We start from the raw sequence: 16623 nt of genomic DNA on the forward strand, positions 1-16623 counted from the left end.
CAACCAAAACAGGGGAACTGAACATGACCAAAACCACCGACAAGAAGACTGGAATATCGCGACGTTCGCTGCTCAAGACAGGTGCCGCCGCCGTCGGTTTCGCCGCCGGTTCCGGCGCCATATCAGGCTTTCCGACCATCTGGGCGCAATCGAACATCACGCTGCGCCAGTTCGGTACCGGCGTGTCCAATCTCAACGCCATCGCCGACAAGTGCAAAGCCGATCTCGGCATCACGCTGGAGATGACGGCAACCGATTCCGACGCCGCCGCGCAGCGCGCCGTGACGCAGCCCGACAGCTACGACATCGCCGACATCGAATACTGGATCTGCAAGAAGGTGTTCCCGACAGGCGTCCTGCAGCCGATGGATGTCAGCAAGCTGAAATATTACGACGAACTGGTGCCGCTGTTCAAAACCGGCAAGCTGACGCCGGACAGCGTCATTGCCCAGGGCACCGCGCCGCATACGGTCGGTTACGTCGAGGCGCAGGACAGCAAAGTTTTCGCCAAGGCGCCGACCAATTGGTTCACCATGGTGCCGACGATCTACAATGCCGATACGCTGGGCATCCGCCCCGACCTCGTCGGCCGCGATATCACCACCTGGGCCGACATCATGGATCCGGCCTTCAAGGGCAAGACCGCCATCCTCAACATCCCGTCGATCGGCATCATGGATGCGGCGATGATCATGGAGGCAACGGGCAACATCAAATACGCCGACAAGGGCAACATGACCAAAGAGGAGATCGATAAGACGATCGACTTCCTGATCAAAGCCAAGCAAGCCGGCCAGTTCCGCGCCTTCTGGAAATCCTTCGACGAAAGCGTCAACCTGATGGCTTCAGGCGAAGTGGTAATCCAGTCGATGTGGTCGCCGGCCGTGGCCGCAGTCCGCTCCAAGGGCATCGCGTGCCGCTTCCAGCCGCTCAAGGAAGGCTACCGCTCCTGGGGTGGCGGGCTTGGCCTGGCAGCCCATCTCTCCGGCGCCAAACTCGACGCCGCCTATGAATACATCAACTGGTACACGTCAGGCTGGGTGGGCGGCTATCTCAATCGCCAGGGCTACTACTCGGCCAACATGGTGTCGGCCAAGAAGTTCATGTCCGAGGACGAGTGGGGCTACTGGATCGAAGGCAAGCCGGCAAAGGGCGACATCCTGTCGCCGGACGGCAAGGTCATGGAAAAGGCCGGCGCCGTGCGTGACGGCGGCTCGTTCGAAGAGCGCATGGGCAAGGTCGCCTGCTGGAACTCGGTCATGGACGAGGACCGTTACATGGTGAAGCGCTGGAACGAGTTCATCGCTGCTTGATGCAGCCGGGCAACAACTGAGATGCCTCATTCCTTCCCACCCCCCTCTGTCCTGCCGGACATCTCCCCCGCAAGGGGGGAGATTGCGCCGTCATCTCTGATTTCGCCAATCTCCAATGCTTCAAGAGGAGAGCTAGCAGCCAAATTGCCGATCTCCCCCCTTGCGGGGGAGATGTCCGGCAGGACAGAGGGGGGTGGGAAGGATCACGGCGTGCCGGACTATCGGCCCTTTGCGACACCCCAGGGCTGTTCCAGATGACAGTGGCACTCGATCAGCCAGCAACCATTGCCACAAAGCCTGCCAGACGTAGGCGCCCCTTTGCCGGCGTCGCACCCTATCTCCAGGCGGCACCGCTGGCGCTGATCCTCGGCGCGTTCCTCCTGCTGCCGATCCTGATGATCGCCGTGGTCTCATTCTGGGACTACGATTTCGCGGCGATGTACCCGGATTTCCTGACCACCAACTACGCCGACACGCTCGGCTCGTGGGTTACCTGGAAGACCTATCTAAATACGCTGAAATACGCCGCCATCGTCTGGGCGCTGACGCTGTTCATCGGTTTCTGGGTCGCCTATTTCCTTGCCTTCCATATCAGGACCACGGCCATGCAGATGGTGCTGTTCCTGGTCTGCACGGTGCCGTTCCTGACCTCCAACATCATTCGCATGATCTCGTGGATTCCGGTGCTTGGCCGCAATGGCCTGGTCAACTCGACGCTGGTGCAGATGGGACTGGTCCCGAAGCCGATCGAATGGCTGCTCTATTCCGAATTCGCCGTGGTGCTGGCCATGGTGCATCTCTACACGCTGTTCATGGTGACGCCGATCTTCAACACGCTGATGCGCATCGACAAGTCGTTGATCGAGGCCGCGCGCGACGCCGGCGCTTCCGGCTGGCAGGTTCTGTGGAACGTCATCATCCCGCTTGCCAAGCCCGGCATGGCGATCGGCACCATCTTCGTCGTCACGCTGGTGATGGCCGACTTTTCGACGGTGCAGGTGATGTCCGGCGGCCAGAGCGCCTCCGTCGCGCTGATGATGAAGAACCAGATGTCGCTGCTGCAGTATCCGGCGGCCGCTGCCAACGCGGTCGTGCTCCTGGTACTGGTCCTGCTGATGGTCGCGGGCATCCTGCGCATCGTCGACATTCGCAAGGAGCTGTGAGACTTTGAGCCACGACAAGCGCACCCTCGAATTCTATGTGCTGGCGGCGTTCTTCGCGGTTTTCGTGCTGTTCCTCTACGGCCCGCTTTCGGCGATCCTGATCCTTTCCTTCCAGGGCGAGAACGGCGGTCTGACATTTCCGCTGAACGGCGTCTCGCTGCACTGGTTTGCCAACCTGTTCGAGCGCCAGGCGGTCGGCGACTTCGGCGGCAGCTTCAAGCGCTCGCTCGTCCTTGGCCTGATGGTGATGGTCGTCACGGTCGCCGTGTCGCTGCTCGCCGGCCTTGCCTTCCGGCAGAAATTTCGCGGCGCAACCGCACTGTTCTATCTGGCCGTCGCCAGCCTGGTCGTGCCCTCGATCATCATCAGTCTCGGCATTGGCGTCGTCTTCCAGCAGATCGGCTTCCGCCCCGCCTGGTACACGTCGGCTTTCGGCGCCCATCTGACCTGGACCTTGCCTTTCGGCGTGCTGATTATGTTTGCTGTCTTCAACCGGTTCTCGCCGGCCTACGAGGAAGCCGCGCGCGATCTCGGAGCATCGTCGTGGCAAACCTTCGCGCATGTCGTCCTGCCGATGATCGCACCCAGCCTGATCGGCGTCGGCCTGTTTGGGTTTACCCTCTCTTATGACGAGTTTGCTCGCACGCTGATGACGTCGGGCACCTTCAACACGCTGCCGCTCGAAATCTACGGCATGACGACGAATGTCACGACGCCGGTGCTCTATGCGCTAGGCACCGTGACGACCGTGTTTTCGTTCCTGGTGATCTTGCTGACGCTCGGCGCGATCGTCTATGTCGGCCGCCGCCGCGAGCGTGCCTGACAGTGCAGATCCTCGTCGTCAATCCGAACACCACCGCCAGCATGACCGAGACTATCGCGGTCGCCGCCCGATCGGTCGCTGCTCAATCGACGAAGATTGTTGCCGTTACCTCTACGATGGGCCCGGTGTCGATCGAAGGCTATTACGATGAAGCGCTTGCCGTTCCCGGCCTGCTGGTCGAGATCGCCACCGGTGAGCGCTTGGGCGCACAGGCCGCGATCGTCGCCTGTTTCGACGACACCGGCCTCGATGCCGCGCGCGCCATGGCCAACATTCCGGTCATCGGCATCTGCGAGGCATCGCTCAGCACGGCCTCGTTCATCGCCCAGCGCTTCACCGTCGTCACCACCACCGGGCGTTCGCGCGTGCCGGTCGAAGGCCTGGTGCAGCGCTATGGCATGGCGCGGCGGGCACGCGTGCGCGCTGCCGACATTCCGGTCCTTGCCCTCGAAGATCCGGCGTCGGATGCACTGCTCAAACTGCGCAACGAGATTGCGCGCGCCATCGACGAGGATCGCGCAGAGGCGATCGTGCTCGGCTGTGCCGGCATGGCCGATCTGGCGGCGGCGCTGCAGCCGGAATTCGGCCTTCCGGTCATCGACGGGGTCGGTGCCGCGGTCAAGCAGGCCGAGGCCTTGATCGCGCTTGGCCTGACGACATCCAAGCGCGGCGCCTATGCAAGCCCATTGGCAAAGCCCTATCATGGCGCGTTGAAGTCCTTCGCGCCTGGTGCCGCCGAGTGATCGCAAATGCTCAGAACGATCCGAACACTCGCACTTGAAGAGGTGGAAACCCTTGTCGATTGGGCGGCGGCGGAAGGCTGGAATCCCGGCCTCAACGATGCCGCTCTGTTCCAGGCAGCGGACCCGCAGGGCTTCATCGGCGCCTTTGTCGATGGCGAGATGGTGGCTGGTATTTCAGCAGTGGCCTACGGCGACGATTTCGGCTTCATCGGCCTCTACATCTGCCGGCCGGACAGGCGTGGCCAAGGTCATGGCAAAGCGGTCTGGGATGCCGGCATGGCGCGGCTCGGCAACCGCACGATCGGACTCGACGGCGTCGTCGAACAGCAGGCCAACTACCGCAGCATGGGTTTTGCACCTGCCTACCGGACGATCCGGTTCGTCGGATTGCCGGATGTTCCGGCAGCCGTCGGCAGTGACATTTGCGCAATAGGGCCGGACCTCGTGCCGGACATACTGGACTATGACCGCCGCTTCTTTCCCGGCCCGAGACAGTCCTTCCTGGAACACTGGCTGCGCCCACCGCACTCAGCGCTTGCGGTCGTCAAGCACGGCGCCATTGCGGGATACGGCGTCGCACGCCGATGCCGCGACGGCTGCAAGGTCGGCCCGCTCTTTGCCGACAATCTGGACACGGCAAGCCGTCTCTTCGCCACGCTTGCGCAGATGTGCGGCCCCGGAAACGTCCATCTCGACGTTCCCGAAACCAGCGGGCAATTTGCAGATTTGCTGTCATCCGCAGGTCTTCAACCGGGCTTCGAAACGGCTCGAATGTACAAGGGAAGCGCGCCGCAGCTCACGCAGTCCGGTGTCTATGCGATAACGACCTTGGAGCTTGGTTGAGACGGTGCAAGTCGGCTTCTGAGCGCGCAAGTCGGGGAGCAGAAATGTCTACTTTTCCTGAACTGAAATGCCGGAATCGTCGATACGAAGTTCCACGCCTTTCGGCTTGGTCTCCTCGCGATAGACGTAAATGCCCAAGGCAATGACGGCGACGACCAAAGCGCCGATGATGAGATAAAGATAGTTCTGCTTCATCCGCTGTCGTTAACAACATGATCTGAGCGAGTCTAGCGGTTCGGTATCAGGACGGCGGACGGACACGCACGTCGATCAGCCATCCAGCCGATCGCGCAGCATGCTTAGGGGAAGCAGCATGTTTGGCGCATGCCGCGTCAGGCCGTGGAACGGGATCGGCGACGGCGGCGCAAACGGCAGCGGCAAATCCTGAGGCTTTGTTCCGTCAGCCCAATCCGCGAGCACCTTGCCCATGCTCGTCGTCATGGCGATGCCGCGTCCGTTGCAGGCAAAGCCCGCGATCAGGCCGGGGCCGAGATCGACAAGGCGCGGCAGGAAGTCGGGCTCGACGGCAGCCATCCCCGACCAGCTATATTCAAGCGGCGGGATCTCCGGGAGGTCGAGGTGTTTTGCCAGGCGCCGCCAGATCGCCCGCGGCACCCGCGTGTCGGCACCGGGGCCAAAAACATGCATGCCGCCGGTGATCAGCCTGTTTTCGCCGTCGAAGCGGAAGGTGAAGAGATTGCGTCTTGTGTCGCCGACGCCTTGCCCGCCAGGAAGCAGGCGAGTGCGTATCTCGCGCGGCAGCGGCGCTGTCGCGATCTGGAAGATTTTCAGCGGGAAATAGGTTCGCCGCAGCGCGCGATCCAGCGGCCCGCCATAGGCGTTGGTGGCGACCAGCACCTTTCCTGCGCGTACCGAGCCGGAGGCCGTCTTCAAAGCCCAACCATCGCCTATGTGATCGATCGAGGCGACACGCGTATGTTCGAAAATGCGCGCGCCGGCTTTCTCCGCCGCATCGGCGAGGCCGCGCGCATATTCGACCGGATTGAGGACGCCACCCGACCGATCCATCCAGCCGCCGAGATAGCCGCGAACGCCGGTCAGCTCCTCGACCGCCGGTCTATCCAGCGCAACAGTCGGTCTTCCGCGCCGTGCCCATTGTTCGACACGCGATCTGGTCTTTTGCAAAGCTGTCGGTGAATGGGCTGGCTGTATCCAGCCGCTCTGGACGGCATCGCATTCGATGGCATGCCGCTTGATCAGGTCGAAGACGAGGTCGGCGCTGCCGGCGGCGAAATCGACAAGGTGTTCGCCGCGTTCGGGCCCGAGTTGGGCAATGATATCTTCGGGATCTCTTTTCGCGAAATTCGGCACGACAAAACCGGCGTTCCTGCCGGACGCGCCCCAGGCGATGGTTTCCGCCTCGAGGACGGCGACCGAGATGCCTTTCTCGGCGGTGTGCAGCGCGGTGGAAAGGCCCAAGAATCCGCCGCCGACAATCGCCAGATCGACCTCGAGTGCACCTTCGAGGGCGGGTCGTTCTCGGCGGTTGCGGCCGACGGCGTGCCAGAGCGAAAGGCCGCGTGGCACTGCAGCGCTGCTCATCACCGTGCCGCGCTCTCGTCCGGAGCCGCTTTCGCGCCCTTGCCGAACCTTGCGCGCCGCGGCCTGTCGCCGAACAGGCCGTTCGGCCTGACCAGAAGGATGACGCACAGCATCACGCCGATCGCCACGATCTGCAGCGAAGCGGCACGAGCCTGCTGTTCCGGCGAGAACAACACACTGGTCAAGGCTCCCGATCCGGCCCATATCGCCCAGACCAGGATGCTGCCGATGACGGCGCCGATGTTGCTGCCGGCGCCACCGACGATCAGCATCACCCAGACCTGGAAAGTCAGCGCCGGCAAATAATTGTCCGGAGCGATGAAGCCGGTGAAATGCGCCTGCAACGCGCCGGCCAGTGCCATGATGGCACCGCCCACGGCAAAGGCCTGGACGCGGTAGAAACGTGCGCTTTTACCTAGGGATATCGCGGCCCGCTCGTCCTCGCGAAGCGCCTTCAACACGCGCCCCCACGGGCTGCGCGACAGATGCTCCAGCGCGAGATAGACGATCAGCGTCACCACGAAGACGATCGCAAGGTTCGAAAGGTTGAACAGCAACGGCGTTTCCGCAAGACCGCCGAACGGACGCGGAATGAAGCCGATGCCGAAAGGGCCGCCGGTCAGCTTCTGGGCATTGAGCGCTACCAGTTGCACGACGACGGCGACGCCGAAAGTAGTGATCGCCAGATAGTCCGATCTCAGGCGCAGCGTGGCAATGCCGGTAAGGGCGGCCGCGGCGCCGCCAACGACCATTGCACCGAGCCAGCCGACAAGGATCGGCAGGCCGAAGCCGCCGAGGCGCGCGGCATCGTCGGGCGTGGTCAGCAGTGCCGAGGTGTAGGCGCCGATGGCAACGAAGCCGGCGACCCCGACATTGAAAAGCCCGGTCAGCCCCCATTGCAGGTTGAGCCCGAGCGTGACGAGCGAAAAAATCAGCGCGGTGGTCAGGAAGAAAGCGCCGTAGCCGAGCAGATCCATCAGCGTTCCCTCACTCCGAAAAGTCCGATGGGGCGCACGAACAGCACCGCCATCAGGATGATGAAGGAGACGGCCGTCCGCCATTCGGCGCCGATCAGCTGCACCGCGCCGGCTTCGGCCAAGCCGATGATCAGGCCGCCGAGAACGGCGCCGGGCACGCTGCCGATGCCGCCGAGGATAGCGGCCGCGAACATCGGCAGCAGCATCTCGAAACCCATGAATGGGCGGATCTGGATGAGAATGCCGATCATGACGCCGGCGACGCAGGCCAGCGCCGCGCCGATCATCCAGGTAACGCGCACCACCTTGGCGACGTCAATGCCAACGATGCGCGCCAGTGCCGCGTTCTGGCTCAATGCCTGCATCGAACGGCCGGTCTGGGTGCGGGTCATCAGGAGGTGCACACCGAGCACCAGGACGGCCGTCAGCAGCAGCAGCGCGATCTGGTCGGGGGTGATGCGAATGCCGAAGCCGACGGGTATGGCGATCTGGATGGCCCGGCTGAAATAGGTCGGACGCGAGGTGAAGATGAATTCGAGCAGGCTTCTCAGCGCCATCGAGGCGCCGAAGCTGGCCATCACCACGATGATCGCCTGGCCCTTGGCCCGCAGCCGCGCGAACAGCACCAGATCGAGCGCCAGTGCCAGCAGGCCGGTAACCGCCATGCCGATGATGAGCGCGGCGATCAGCGGCCAACCGAAGGAGAGGGGCGCGATCGGCGCGATCTTGCCGAACATCGCGCCAATGGCGCCAACCACGGCCAGCGTCGCATAGGCGCCCCAGGCCATGAAGTCGCCATGGGCGAAGTTAGAGAAGCGCAAGATCGAATAGGTGAGTGTCACACCGATGGCGCCGAGGCCGATCATCGAGCCTGCCAGCAGTCCGTCGACGACAAATTGCAGGTTCATGCCGCGCCTCCTTTCCCAGAGTCGGGGCGGCGCTGGCCAAGGTAGAGTTCGGCGACGACCGGATCGTTCCAGAGCTCGGCGGCGATGCCCTGGTGCCGGTCCTTGCCCTCGACCAGCACGTAGGCGCGGTCTCCAACGGCAAGCGCTGCCTTCGCGTTCTGCTCGACCAGCAGGATGGTGACGCCGGATTTGCGGATGCCGGCCAGCATCTCGAACACCATCGATACGAATTTCGGCGACAGGCCGGCCGACGGCTCATCGAGCACCAGCACCTTGGGATGGACGATCAATGCCCGCGCGACGGCCAGCATCTGCCGCTGTCCGCCTGAGAGATTGCCCGCGGCTGTTCTGCGCTGACGGGCGAGATCGGGAAAGACCGCATACATTTCCTCAATGCGGGCGGGGACCTCGCGCGGCCTCAGAATGCCGCAGGCGACCCTGAGATTGTCCTCGACCGACATCAGCGGGAAGATGTTCTCTGTCTGCGGCACGAAGGCAAGGCCAAGGCGGACCATGGTGTGGGCGGGCGACGCCGTGATATCCTTGCCGTCCAGCAGCACCGTGCCGCCGGTGATCGGGACGAGGCCGGCGATGGCCTTGATAAGGCTCGACTTGCCGGCGCCGTTGGGACCAAGGACGACGACGATCTCGCCCTTGTCGACGGTGATCGAGGCGCCGCGCACGATCGGAACGCCGGGCTCATAGCCGGCTTCGAGATCGCGGACATCGAGTACCCTTTGGCTCATGCCGTGCCTCCGAGGTAGGCCTCGATGACGCGTGGGTCACGCGCCACCTCGTCCGGAGTGCCTTCGCGCAGAAGCTGGCCGCTCGCCATGACCAGCACGCGGTGGCAGAGTCGCGTCACCATGTCGATATTGTGCTCGATCAGCAGGAAGGTGATGCCGCGCGCATTGATGTCGCGGATGCGGTCGATGATGATCTCGAGCAGGGTTGCGTTGACCCCGGCCGCCGGCTCGTCGAGCAGGATGATCGCCGGGTCGGCCATCATCACGCGGGCCAGCTCGAGCAGCTTGCGCTGGCCGCCTGAAAGCACGCGCGCCGGCTCGTGCGCAAGGTGAGCGATCGTGACGAGCTCGAGTAGTTCGACGGCTCTTATCTCGGCAGCCCGTTCTTCGGCAGCGACCCGCCGGGGCGTCAGGAAATTGGCGAGCAGTTTTTCTCCGGCCTGCCCTTGCGCGGCCAGCATGACGTTTTCGATCAGCGTCAGGTTAGGCAAGGGCCGGGGGATCTGGAACGTGCGGCCGAGGCCGCGGCGGATGCGGCGATGGGCAGCTTCCCCCGACACCGATACGCCGTTGAGGAGGATTTCGCCGCTGGTCGGCAGAATGCTGCCGGCGAGCAGGTCGAACATCGTGGTCTTGCCTGCGCCGTTCGGGCCGATAAGGCCAAGTATTTCGCCCGGCCGGACGTCGAACGAGACATTGTTGACCGCAACGAGCCCGCCGAAGCGTCTGAGGACGTTCCTGGCCGTGAGGACCGGCGTGCGGATCTCCTCCTGCCGTTCCGTCGTGTCGCTCATCAATCCCTCTGGCCGAAAGCGATCTTCGTCGCCTATGATTTGATTTGTGATCACACTTGCTTTGATCACGCTATTCGGCTTTAATTTCTTCCGCAAGCCGAAAACGGCCAAGACCGGAATTGCCAATGCAGAAGGCCGCCGTCGAAAAGAACAAGAACAATGAGGTGATCGCGGCCCAGCTTACACCGGTCGGCCGCGAGACCGTGCAGGATCGCGTCTATTCGGAGCTTCGCCGCGCCTTGATCGGCGGCCTTTTCGAGCCGAGCCAGGTTCTGACCATCCGCGGCCTCGCCGACGCGCTGGTCACCAGCACCATGCCGGTGCGCGAGGCGCTCGGACGGCTGATCACCGAGAAGGCGCTGGAGGCGCTTCCCAACCGTTCGGTGCGCGTGCCGCCGATCACGCTGGAGCGTATCGACGATCTCTTGCGGGCTCGGTCGCTCATAGAGGGCGAAGCGATAGCACTTGCCGCCACGCGCATGAACCCGCGCCAGATTGCTTCGGTCGAAGCCATGCTAGGCGAGTGGGACGAGATGCGGGCACTGAAGCACAAGAAGGATATCGATCGCGAGGCGACGCTCAACCAGAGCTTCCATTTCGAGATCTACCGTTGCTGCGGTTCCGCCGTGCTGATCCCGATGATCGAGAGCCTTTGGCTGCAATCCGGACCCTGTATCCGCGTCGCCATCTACGCCTTTTCCGACGCCGGCGAGGTCGACACCGCCCACTATCACCGCAGCATCGTCGCCGCGCTTGCCAGGCAGGATGCGCAAGCGGCGCGCGAGGCGCTGGTGGCCGACATCAGCCGGCCCTTCGCCTTTCTGCGCGACAAGCTCCAATCCACAAGCAAGGAAGGATTGAGGGCATGACGGCGCCTGGCATCAGCATCACCGAGCCGCGCTCACAACTTTCGGTGACCGCCCTGCTGTTGCCTGAAAAGGCGCCCGACAACGCCGCCTTCCTGCTGGCCTATCTCGAGCAGCCGCGCGTCGTTGCCGGCATCCATGCGATGTGGACGGGGCCTGAGATTTCCTGCCCGGTTCCATCAGCCGATCTTGAGGGCCAAACCTATGCCAGGCCCTTGCCGGCGGAGAATGCAACGCTGACGCCGCAGCCGGGCGACATCGTGTTGTCCTACGTGCCGCCGCGCATGTGGGGCGGCAATCCGAATGCTATTTTCGACATCGGCTTGTTTTATGGACAGGGTGCGCGGCTGCTGTTCCCGATCGGCTGGCTTGCCGGAAGCGTCGTCGCGCAGGTGCTGCCTGAGGATCGCGATAAATTCGCAGCCGCTTGTGGCGTGATCCGCCGCAACGGCGCCTGCGACATCACCTTTACCCGGGTGGAGATCTGAATGGCTGAGCAAGACGACAGTTTCGAACTCTTCGACCTTCGTGTCGAAGCGGTTATCCCTGAGGGCAAGCCGATCTATTGCGGCGCCAAGGCCGGCGACTATTTCGAGCTGAAGGGCGAGATGCTGTCGATGCCGGCGGGCCAGGGTTTTTCGATCTATTCGATATCAGCCGTGCTGCCGCTGCTCGCGGCAAAACAGCGCCCGACCCACAGGAATGACTGGATGACATCGGACGCCGAGATCGCTTGTCCAGATCCCAATTGCGCCAGCCGGCTGCGGATCATCAGGACCGGCAAGCGGCGGTTCAGCCATGCCGAAACCACGGCGGTGCCGCTGCCGAAGGAGAGTGACCGAAGATGACCGCCAAGGCATTCGAGCTCAGCCCCGGCTACACGATCTCGCGCGTCATTCGCGGCGGCTGGCAGCTTGCCGGCGGGCACGGCGCGATCGATCGCCAACAGGCGGTGAGCGACCTGATCGCCACGTTCGACGCCGGCATCTGGACCTATGATTGCGCCGATATCTATACCGGTGTCGAAGAGCTGATCGGCGCAGCGCGCCTGCGCCTTGCCAACGAGCGCGGCCTCGACGCCGCCGCCAAGATGAAGGTGCACACCAAGCTGGTGCCTGACCTCGAACGGCTTTCCACGATCAGCCGCGACTACATCAGCGGCATCGTCGACCAGTCGCTGCGGCGGTTGAAGACTGAGCGCCTCGATCTTGTGCAGTTCCATTGGTGGGACTATTCGGTGCCCCGCTATGTCGATGCGATGGGCTGGCTCGACGAAATCCGCAGGGAAGGCAAGGTGCGCAATATCGGCACCACGAACTTCGACACGCCGCGGTTGGCCGAGATCCTGGCCGCAGGTGTGCCGCTGGTCAGCCAGCAATTGCAATACTCGGTGCTCGACCAGCGGCCGGCCAACAGCCTTGCAGCACTCGCCAGCCGGCATGGCGTCAGTTTCCTCTGCTACGGTTCGGTGGCGGGCGGCTTCCTCAGCGAAAAATGGCTTGGCGTTACCGAGCCGCAGACGCCGCTCGAAAACCGGTCGCTGGTCAAATACAAGCTGATCATCGATGATTTCGGCGGCTGGGAGCTTTTCCAGGAGTTGCTTCGCACGCTGAAGGCCATCGCCGATCACCGCGGTGTCGACATCGCCACCATCGCCAGCGCCTGGGTGCTGGAGCAGCCGCAAGTGGCGGCCGTCATCGTCGGAGCCCGCAACCAGGCGCACGCCCTTGCCAATGCCAGAATCATGGACGTCGCGCTCGATGCAGACGAACGGGCGAGGGTCGCTGCCGTAGTCGCGCAAAGCCGGGGGCCGCTGGGCGACGTCTACGCATTGGAACGCGACCGTCACGGCCGCCACGGCTCGATCATGCATTACAATTTGAATGCAGGCAGGAAATGAACGCGGCCATGGACGAAAACCCCTCCTTGCTTTCCCGCGCCAGCGCCGAGGTGGTCGATCTCCACCGCTTCTTCGTCGACTGGTTCAATGCGGCGAGTGCGGACAATGCAGATTTCAGGCGCTTCGAAAGCGTCATGGGCAAAGGCTTCCAGATGGTTGCGCCGGACGGTCAGGTCCTCGATCGCGATGCTGTGCTTGACCATGTCAGCGCAAGCCGCGCCAGCTGTGACGGCGATTTCAGTATCTCGATCGAGGATATCCGGGCCGGCTGGCAGGCCGGCGACACGATCGTCGTCTGCTACGTCGAGGCACAGCAACGCGCCGGCAAGCACAGCCGCCGTCGCTCGAGTGCCGTTTTCACCACCAGTTCATCGGGGCCTAACGGCGTCGAATGGCGACATCTGCATGAAACCTGGCTGCAGGTGCCGGAAGGCTGAACAGGCTCAAGCGTGAATGAGAGTCGTGTAACGAAAGGGGAACAACAATGACAAAGACCATACTTCAGATCACCACCGCGCTCGCCTTGCTGACAGCGGCCGGCGCAGCGCAGGCCGCCGACTGCAAGATCACCGTCGGCCTCGTCATGGAACTGACCGGCCCGGCCGGCGAATACGGCCAGGCCGGCGCCAAGTCGGTCGAAATGGCCTTCCGCGACATCAACGATGCCGGCGGCGTGCGCGGCTGCGATCTCGCGACCGACACCCGCGACAGCCAGAGCCAGGGCAACATTGCGGTCGACGCCGCAACCCAGCTCGTGCAGGTCAAGAAGGTGCCGGTGATCATAGGCGGCATCATCTCCTCGGTGTCGATCCCGATCCTGACCTCGGTCACCGCGCCGGCCAAGATCGTCCAGGTGTCGCCGGCTTCGTCGTCGCCGACGCTGACGGCGCTCGGGCGCGACGGCAAGACCAACGGCATCTTCTTCCGCACCATCACCTCGGACGCTCTGCAGGGCGTCGCCGCCGCCAAATATGCCATCGACAAGGGCTTCAAGAAGCTGTCGGTCATCCACGTCAACAACGACTTCGGCGTTAACATGGTGGCGGAATTCTCGCGTGCCTATAAGGCGCTCGGCGGCACCATCGTCTCCGACACGCCCTACAATGAAAAGCAGTCGAGCTATGCCTCTGAAGTGACCGCGGCGATGGCCGGCGAGCCGGACGGGCTTTATCTCGTCAGCACGCCTGTCGACGGCGCAACCATCGCCCGCACCTGGATTTCGCAGGGCGGCGTCCAGAAGTTCCTGCTCAATGACGGCATGAACAGCCCGGATTTCATCGAATCCGTCGGCGCCGACTATTTGAAGGATGCCTATGGCACTTCCTCGGGCACCAGCCCGACCGCATCGACCGAATATTTCACCAAGAACTACAAGGAATTTTCGGGCATTGAGCCGTCGAACCCGGCGGCCGACCGTTCCTATGATGCCGGCGCCATCGTCGGCTTGGCCATCGCCATTGCCGGCTCCGAGGATCCAGCCAAAATCAAGGACGCGATGTACAAGGCGGTCGATCCGGCCGGCACGCCGATCTATGCCGGCAAAGACGAGTTCGCCAAGGCGCTAGGCCTGATCAAGGACGGCAAGCCGATCCGCTACGAAGGCGTCATCGGGCCGGTCGCCTTCGATAAGTACGGCGACATCACCGGCCCGTTCCGGCTCTGGAAGATCGTCGACGGCAAGGTGACGACCGATGGCGAAATGACGACGGATGACGTCAACGCCTTGCAGGCGAAGCTTCAGTAAGCCCCCTATGTCTTGTCCGGCATCGATCCCATTTCATTGAGGTTGATGCCGGACGCTTGCATGTCCTGTTGCTGGTTAGGCCGGCCTGGAAACGACCACCGCACAGCCGTCGGCATGATCCAGGGGCAGGCATAATAATCGGTGATGCGATTTATGGTCCCGCCAGCGGCTTCGATCCGAACCGGATGGGCCGGCCTCCAACCGTCTTCGCCATGGTGGAGCAGGAGCAGCACCGCCTCGCCATCGATCATGCCAATCGCCATTTTCCAGGCCGTCGAGGCTCTTTCATATTCAACGAAGTAAGGTGATTCCGACAGCCTGCCCTTGAAGCAATCCGCGACCCGCAATTGTGCGTCGGCGCTGGTCAACGCCCGAACCCCGTCCCAGTCGCGGCGGTTGAACAGTTCGACATAGCGGCTGAGCAATTCCAGAAGTTCCGGATCGCGCTGGGGCTCCGAACGCACGATTGGCTCACCTGACAAGGCGGCCAATTTGAAGCGGCCACGGCTCAACGCGGCCTTGACACCACCCACGGTCGAGCCGACGAGATCGGCGATCTCTTCCAGCGAATAGTCGAAGACGTCCTTGAGCAGGACGCAGGCGCGTTCCTTGGGCGGCAGGTGGATCACCAGCCGTTCCATCGCGCGATCCGCGCCCTGGGCCGCCGGCTCGACCGGCAAGACTATCTCGTCTTCGACGAAATTGGCCTCCGCATGCTGACGCACCTGCCGGCTTCGCAGGAAATCGATGCAGCGATTATGTGCAATGCGAAACAGCCAAGGGCGAAGAGCAGTCGCATCGTCCAGCTTCTCGATCTTCCGATAAGCCTCGAACAGCGCCTCTTGCATCACGTCTTCGGCGTCGAGCGTCGAACCGGTCATACGTGCACAGTAGCGGTGCAGCCGTCCACGCAAATGCGCGACTGTCTCCAGGAAGCCGGCGTAGCGGACGTCGAAAAGCCCGGTCGGGTCAAGTCTTGGCTGCATCTTCATTGGCATTCGATTCGGCGGCGGATCACAGCGGGGCATAGGTCAGCGTGATCACGCCGTTCTTGAAACGGTGCGTATCTATAGCTCCAGCTTGACCAGGGACGGGTCGACATCCTGGAAAGCGCGTTTGCCATGGCCGACGCGGGTCGGCACGATCGAGAGTTGATACTCATCGACAAGCCTGTTGGCGAGCAGCGTCTGGTCGAGATTGCTCACTCCATACTTCAATATGTTGCCGCCGGTTTGCTGCTTGATTCCGGCGATTTCGGCAGCGACGTCGCCTTCGATCAGCGACGCGTTCCAGCTCACTGCCTTGAGGCTGCGCGAAGCGACGAGCTTGTTCAGCCCATTCATGCGGTCCATGTACTTGCTGCCTTTGACCTGCGGCCAACGCGCCGAAAACATTTCATAGGTGATGCGGCCGAGCAGGAAAAAATCCGCCTCGCCGGCCTTTTTATATGAGTGTTCCTTCATCTCCTCGTCGAAGAAGGGCGAGGCCCATTCCATTGGTGCTTCGATGACGCCGTCCAGCGAAATGAAGCTGCCTACGATTAATTTTCTCATCGCGTGTCTCCGGTTGCGCAACAGGCATCCCGTCGGATCCAAGAACCGGCGCAAACGAACCGGCCCGACGGATGACCACAGGATGCAGTGCCTAAGACGTATCCGGTTCGACTTTGGATACGCGTGAGAATCGTATGAGCTAATAAAGCGGCTTGGCCATGTGCCGGGGGGTCGGCCATTCCGTCGTTATCCCCGGCTGCACCGGCCGCTCGAGATAGGTCGACAGGACCACATAGCTTCGGGTCGAGGTGACGCCAGGCGTTTCGTAGAGGCGCGACAACAGGCCTTCGAGTGCCCGCGTGTCCTCGGTGCGGACCTTGATCAGCATGCATGTGTCGCCGGCCACCGAATGAATCTCCTCGACTTCGGGGTGTTCGGAGATTGCCATCAGCTCCGGCGTCTTGCCCCACCCCTTGGTGTCGATATGGACGAAGGCAAGCAGCGGTTTGTGCACCGCTTTTGGATCGATGATGATCGCAGTGTTGCGGATGGCGCCGCTGCGCCGGAGGCGCTTGACGCGTTCATGGGCTGCCGGCGGTGAAAGGCCGACCCGGTCGCCGAGCTCGGCATAGCTGATCGTGGCGTCGTCGACCAGAACGCTTAATATTTTTCGGTCGGTTGCATCGATATCGCGGGCGGCAGGCCTGTTCTGCGGAATGCAATCTGTTTCTTCATCCATAATGAAAT

At 62.7% G+C, this 16623-nt stretch carries 20 protein-coding genes; 11 read left to right on the forward strand and 9 right to left on the reverse strand.

Annotated features, from left to right (window positions below; translation table 11 throughout):
* Positions 1-23: 23 nt before the first annotated feature.
* From NKH83_RS12065 to NKH83_RS12085, 5 genes are all read left to right on the forward strand, one after another.
* Positions 24-1313: an ABC transporter substrate-binding protein gene (locus NKH83_RS12065; protein ID WP_254818764.1), complete on the forward strand. Its 1290-nt coding sequence runs from the start codon at positions 24-26 to the stop codon at positions 1311-1313.
* A gap of 254 nt (positions 1314-1567) precedes the next feature.
* Complete coding sequence (locus NKH83_RS12070; RefSeq protein WP_352804509.1) at positions 1568-2476, forward strand: ABC transporter permease; 909 nt, start codon at positions 1568-1570, stop codon at positions 2474-2476.
* Between the two features lie 4 nt (positions 2477-2480).
* On the forward strand, positions 2481-3299 hold the full coding sequence (locus NKH83_RS12075) for an ABC transporter permease (RefSeq protein WP_352804512.1): 819 nt from the start codon (positions 2481-2483) through the stop codon (positions 3297-3299).
* 2 nt (positions 3300-3301) lie between these two features.
* Positions 3302-4042, forward strand: coding sequence for an aspartate/glutamate racemase family protein (locus NKH83_RS12080; protein ID WP_352804515.1), 741 nt, complete (start codon positions 3302-3304; stop codon positions 4040-4042).
* Between the two features lie 6 nt (positions 4043-4048).
* Complete coding sequence (locus tag NKH83_RS12085; protein ID WP_352804518.1) at positions 4049-4885, forward strand: GNAT family N-acetyltransferase; 837 nt, start codon at positions 4049-4051, stop codon at positions 4883-4885.
* Between the two features lie 48 nt (positions 4886-4933).
* Here NKH83_RS12085 and NKH83_RS12090 read toward each other — a convergent pair whose 3' ends face one another.
* The 6 genes from NKH83_RS12090 to NKH83_RS12115 form a co-directional block, all read right to left on the reverse strand.
* Positions 4934-5080, reverse strand: coding sequence for a hypothetical protein (locus tag NKH83_RS12090; protein WP_023716676.1), 147 nt, complete (start codon positions 5078-5080; stop codon positions 4934-4936).
* Between the two features lie 75 nt (positions 5081-5155).
* Positions 5156-6448, reverse strand: coding sequence for an NAD(P)/FAD-dependent oxidoreductase (locus NKH83_RS12095; protein WP_352804521.1), 1293 nt, complete (start codon positions 6446-6448; stop codon positions 5156-5158).
* Positions 6448-7428 carry a branched-chain amino acid ABC transporter permease gene (locus NKH83_RS12100; RefSeq protein WP_352804750.1) on the reverse strand — a complete coding sequence of 327 codons (981 nt, stop codon included), beginning with the start codon at positions 7426-7428 and terminating at the stop codon, positions 6448-6450. Before NKH83_RS12100 ends, NKH83_RS12095 begins: the two co-directional genes overlap by 1 nt.
* Positions 7425-8333 (reverse strand): branched-chain amino acid ABC transporter permease, encoded by a 909-nt coding sequence (locus tag NKH83_RS12105; protein ID WP_352804524.1) that lies wholly within the window; start codon positions 8331-8333, stop codon positions 7425-7427. The genes NKH83_RS12100 and NKH83_RS12105 overlap by 4 nt, the downstream gene beginning before the upstream one ends.
* The gene (locus NKH83_RS12110) at positions 8330-9079 is read right to left on the reverse strand and encodes an ABC transporter ATP-binding protein (protein ID WP_352804526.1); all 750 of its coding nucleotides are present in this window, start codon (positions 9077-9079) and stop codon (positions 8330-8332) included. Before NKH83_RS12110 ends, NKH83_RS12105 begins: the two co-directional genes overlap by 4 nt.
* Complete coding sequence (locus tag NKH83_RS12115) at positions 9076-9873, reverse strand: ABC transporter ATP-binding protein (RefSeq protein ID WP_254818756.1); 798 nt, start codon at positions 9871-9873, stop codon at positions 9076-9078. The genes NKH83_RS12110 and NKH83_RS12115 overlap by 4 nt, the downstream gene beginning before the upstream one ends.
* A gap of 125 nt (positions 9874-9998) precedes the next feature.
* Here NKH83_RS12115 and NKH83_RS12120 point away from each other — a divergent pair, with 125 nt between their 5' ends.
* From NKH83_RS12120 to NKH83_RS12145, 6 genes are read left to right on the forward strand one after another with little or no spacing between them, the layout of a single operon-like run.
* Entirely contained in the window at positions 9999-10742 is a 744-nt protein-coding gene (locus NKH83_RS12120) for a GntR family transcriptional regulator (RefSeq protein ID WP_352804530.1), read from the forward strand.
* Positions 10739-11227, forward strand: a complete 489-nt coding sequence (locus NKH83_RS12125; protein WP_352804533.1) for a DUF3830 family protein — start codon at positions 10739-10741, stop codon at positions 11225-11227. Before NKH83_RS12120 ends, NKH83_RS12125 begins: the two co-directional genes overlap by 4 nt.
* Positions 11228-11587 carry a TIGR04076 family protein gene (locus NKH83_RS12130; RefSeq protein WP_352804536.1) on the forward strand — a complete coding sequence of 120 codons (360 nt, stop codon included), beginning with the start codon at positions 11228-11230 and terminating at the stop codon, positions 11585-11587. It abuts the gene before it with no gap.
* Complete coding sequence (locus tag NKH83_RS12135; RefSeq protein WP_352804539.1) at positions 11584-12639, forward strand: aldo/keto reductase; 1056 nt, start codon at positions 11584-11586, stop codon at positions 12637-12639. The genes NKH83_RS12130 and NKH83_RS12135 overlap by 4 nt, the downstream gene beginning before the upstream one ends.
* Before the next feature lie 8 nt (positions 12640-12647).
* Positions 12648-13076, forward strand: a complete 429-nt coding sequence (locus NKH83_RS12140) for a DUF4440 domain-containing protein (RefSeq protein ID WP_352804542.1) — start codon at positions 12648-12650, stop codon at positions 13074-13076.
* Between the two features lie 47 nt (positions 13077-13123).
* On the forward strand, positions 13124-14383 hold the full coding sequence (locus tag NKH83_RS12145; protein ID WP_128244314.1) for an ABC transporter substrate-binding protein: 1260 nt from the start codon (positions 13124-13126) through the stop codon (positions 14381-14383).
* 5 nt (positions 14384-14388) lie between these two features.
* Here NKH83_RS12145 and NKH83_RS12150 read toward each other — a convergent pair whose 3' ends face one another.
* The 3 genes from NKH83_RS12150 to NKH83_RS12160 form a co-directional block, all read right to left on the reverse strand.
* The gene (locus NKH83_RS12150) at positions 14389-15375 is read right to left on the reverse strand and encodes a sigma-70 family RNA polymerase sigma factor (RefSeq protein WP_352804545.1); all 987 of its coding nucleotides are present in this window, start codon (positions 15373-15375) and stop codon (positions 14389-14391) included.
* 75 nt (positions 15376-15450) lie between these two features.
* Positions 15451-15936 carry a dihydrofolate reductase family protein gene (locus tag NKH83_RS12155; protein WP_352804548.1) on the reverse strand — a complete coding sequence of 162 codons (486 nt, stop codon included), beginning with the start codon at positions 15934-15936 and terminating at the stop codon, positions 15451-15453.
* 139 nt (positions 15937-16075) lie between these two features.
* Positions 16076-16615: an Lrp/AsnC family transcriptional regulator gene (locus tag NKH83_RS12160; RefSeq protein ID WP_352804551.1), complete on the reverse strand. Its 540-nt coding sequence runs from the start codon at positions 16613-16615 to the stop codon at positions 16076-16078.
* Between the last annotated feature and the right edge of the window lie 8 nt (positions 16616-16623).

Source organism: Mesorhizobium sp. M0909, from assembly GCF_040319515.1.
Taxonomy (GTDB): Bacteria; Pseudomonadota; Alphaproteobacteria; order Rhizobiales; family Rhizobiaceae; genus Mesorhizobium.

What these genes read in the sequence shown, in the direction of transcription:
- NKH83_RS12065 (WP_254818764.1), top strand. Translation starts at nt 24, where the DNA reads ATGACCAAAACCACCGACAAGAAGACTGGAATATCGCGACGTTCGCTG.
- NKH83_RS12070 (WP_352804509.1), top strand. Translation starts at nt 1,568, where the DNA reads ATGACAGTGGCACTCGATCAGCCAGCAACCATTGCCACAAAGCCTGCC.
- NKH83_RS12085 (WP_352804518.1), top strand. Translation starts at nt 4,049, where the DNA reads ATGCTCAGAACGATCCGAACACTCGCACTTGAAGAGGTGGAAACCCTT.
- NKH83_RS12090 (WP_023716676.1), bottom strand. Translation starts at nt 5,080, where the DNA reads ATGAAGCAGAACTATCTTTATCTCATCATCGGCGCTTTGGTCGTCGCC.
- NKH83_RS12095 (WP_352804521.1), bottom strand. Translation starts at nt 6,448, where the DNA reads ATGAGCAGCGCTGCAGTGCCACGCGGCCTTTCGCTCTGGCACGCCGTC.
- NKH83_RS12105 (WP_352804524.1), bottom strand. Translation starts at nt 8,333, where the DNA reads ATGAACCTGCAATTTGTCGTCGACGGACTGCTGGCAGGCTCGATGATC.
- NKH83_RS12110 (WP_352804526.1), bottom strand. Translation starts at nt 9,079, where the DNA reads ATGAGCCAAAGGGTACTCGATGTCCGCGATCTCGAAGCCGGCTATGAG.
- NKH83_RS12115 (WP_254818756.1), bottom strand. Translation starts at nt 9,873, where the DNA reads ATGAGCGACACGACGGAACGGCAGGAGGAGATCCGCACGCCGGTCCTC.
- NKH83_RS12120 (WP_352804530.1), top strand. Translation starts at nt 9,999, where the DNA reads ATGCAGAAGGCCGCCGTCGAAAAGAACAAGAACAATGAGGTGATCGCG.
- NKH83_RS12125 (WP_352804533.1), top strand. Translation starts at nt 10,739, where the DNA reads ATGACGGCGCCTGGCATCAGCATCACCGAGCCGCGCTCACAACTTTCG.
- NKH83_RS12130 (WP_352804536.1), top strand. Translation starts at nt 11,228, where the DNA reads ATGGCTGAGCAAGACGACAGTTTCGAACTCTTCGACCTTCGTGTCGAA.
- NKH83_RS12135 (WP_352804539.1), top strand. Translation starts at nt 11,584, where the DNA reads ATGACCGCCAAGGCATTCGAGCTCAGCCCCGGCTACACGATCTCGCGC.
- NKH83_RS12140 (WP_352804542.1), top strand. Translation starts at nt 12,648, where the DNA reads ATGGACGAAAACCCCTCCTTGCTTTCCCGCGCCAGCGCCGAGGTGGTC.
- NKH83_RS12145 (WP_128244314.1), top strand. Translation starts at nt 13,124, where the DNA reads ATGACAAAGACCATACTTCAGATCACCACCGCGCTCGCCTTGCTGACA.
- NKH83_RS12150 (WP_352804545.1), bottom strand. Translation starts at nt 15,375, where the DNA reads ATGAAGATGCAGCCAAGACTTGACCCGACCGGGCTTTTCGACGTCCGC.
- NKH83_RS12155 (WP_352804548.1), bottom strand. Translation starts at nt 15,936, where the DNA reads ATGAGAAAATTAATCGTAGGCAGCTTCATTTCGCTGGACGGCGTCATC.
- NKH83_RS12160 (WP_352804551.1), bottom strand. Translation starts at nt 16,615, where the DNA reads ATGGATGAAGAAACAGATTGCATTCCGCAGAACAGGCCTGCCGCCCGC.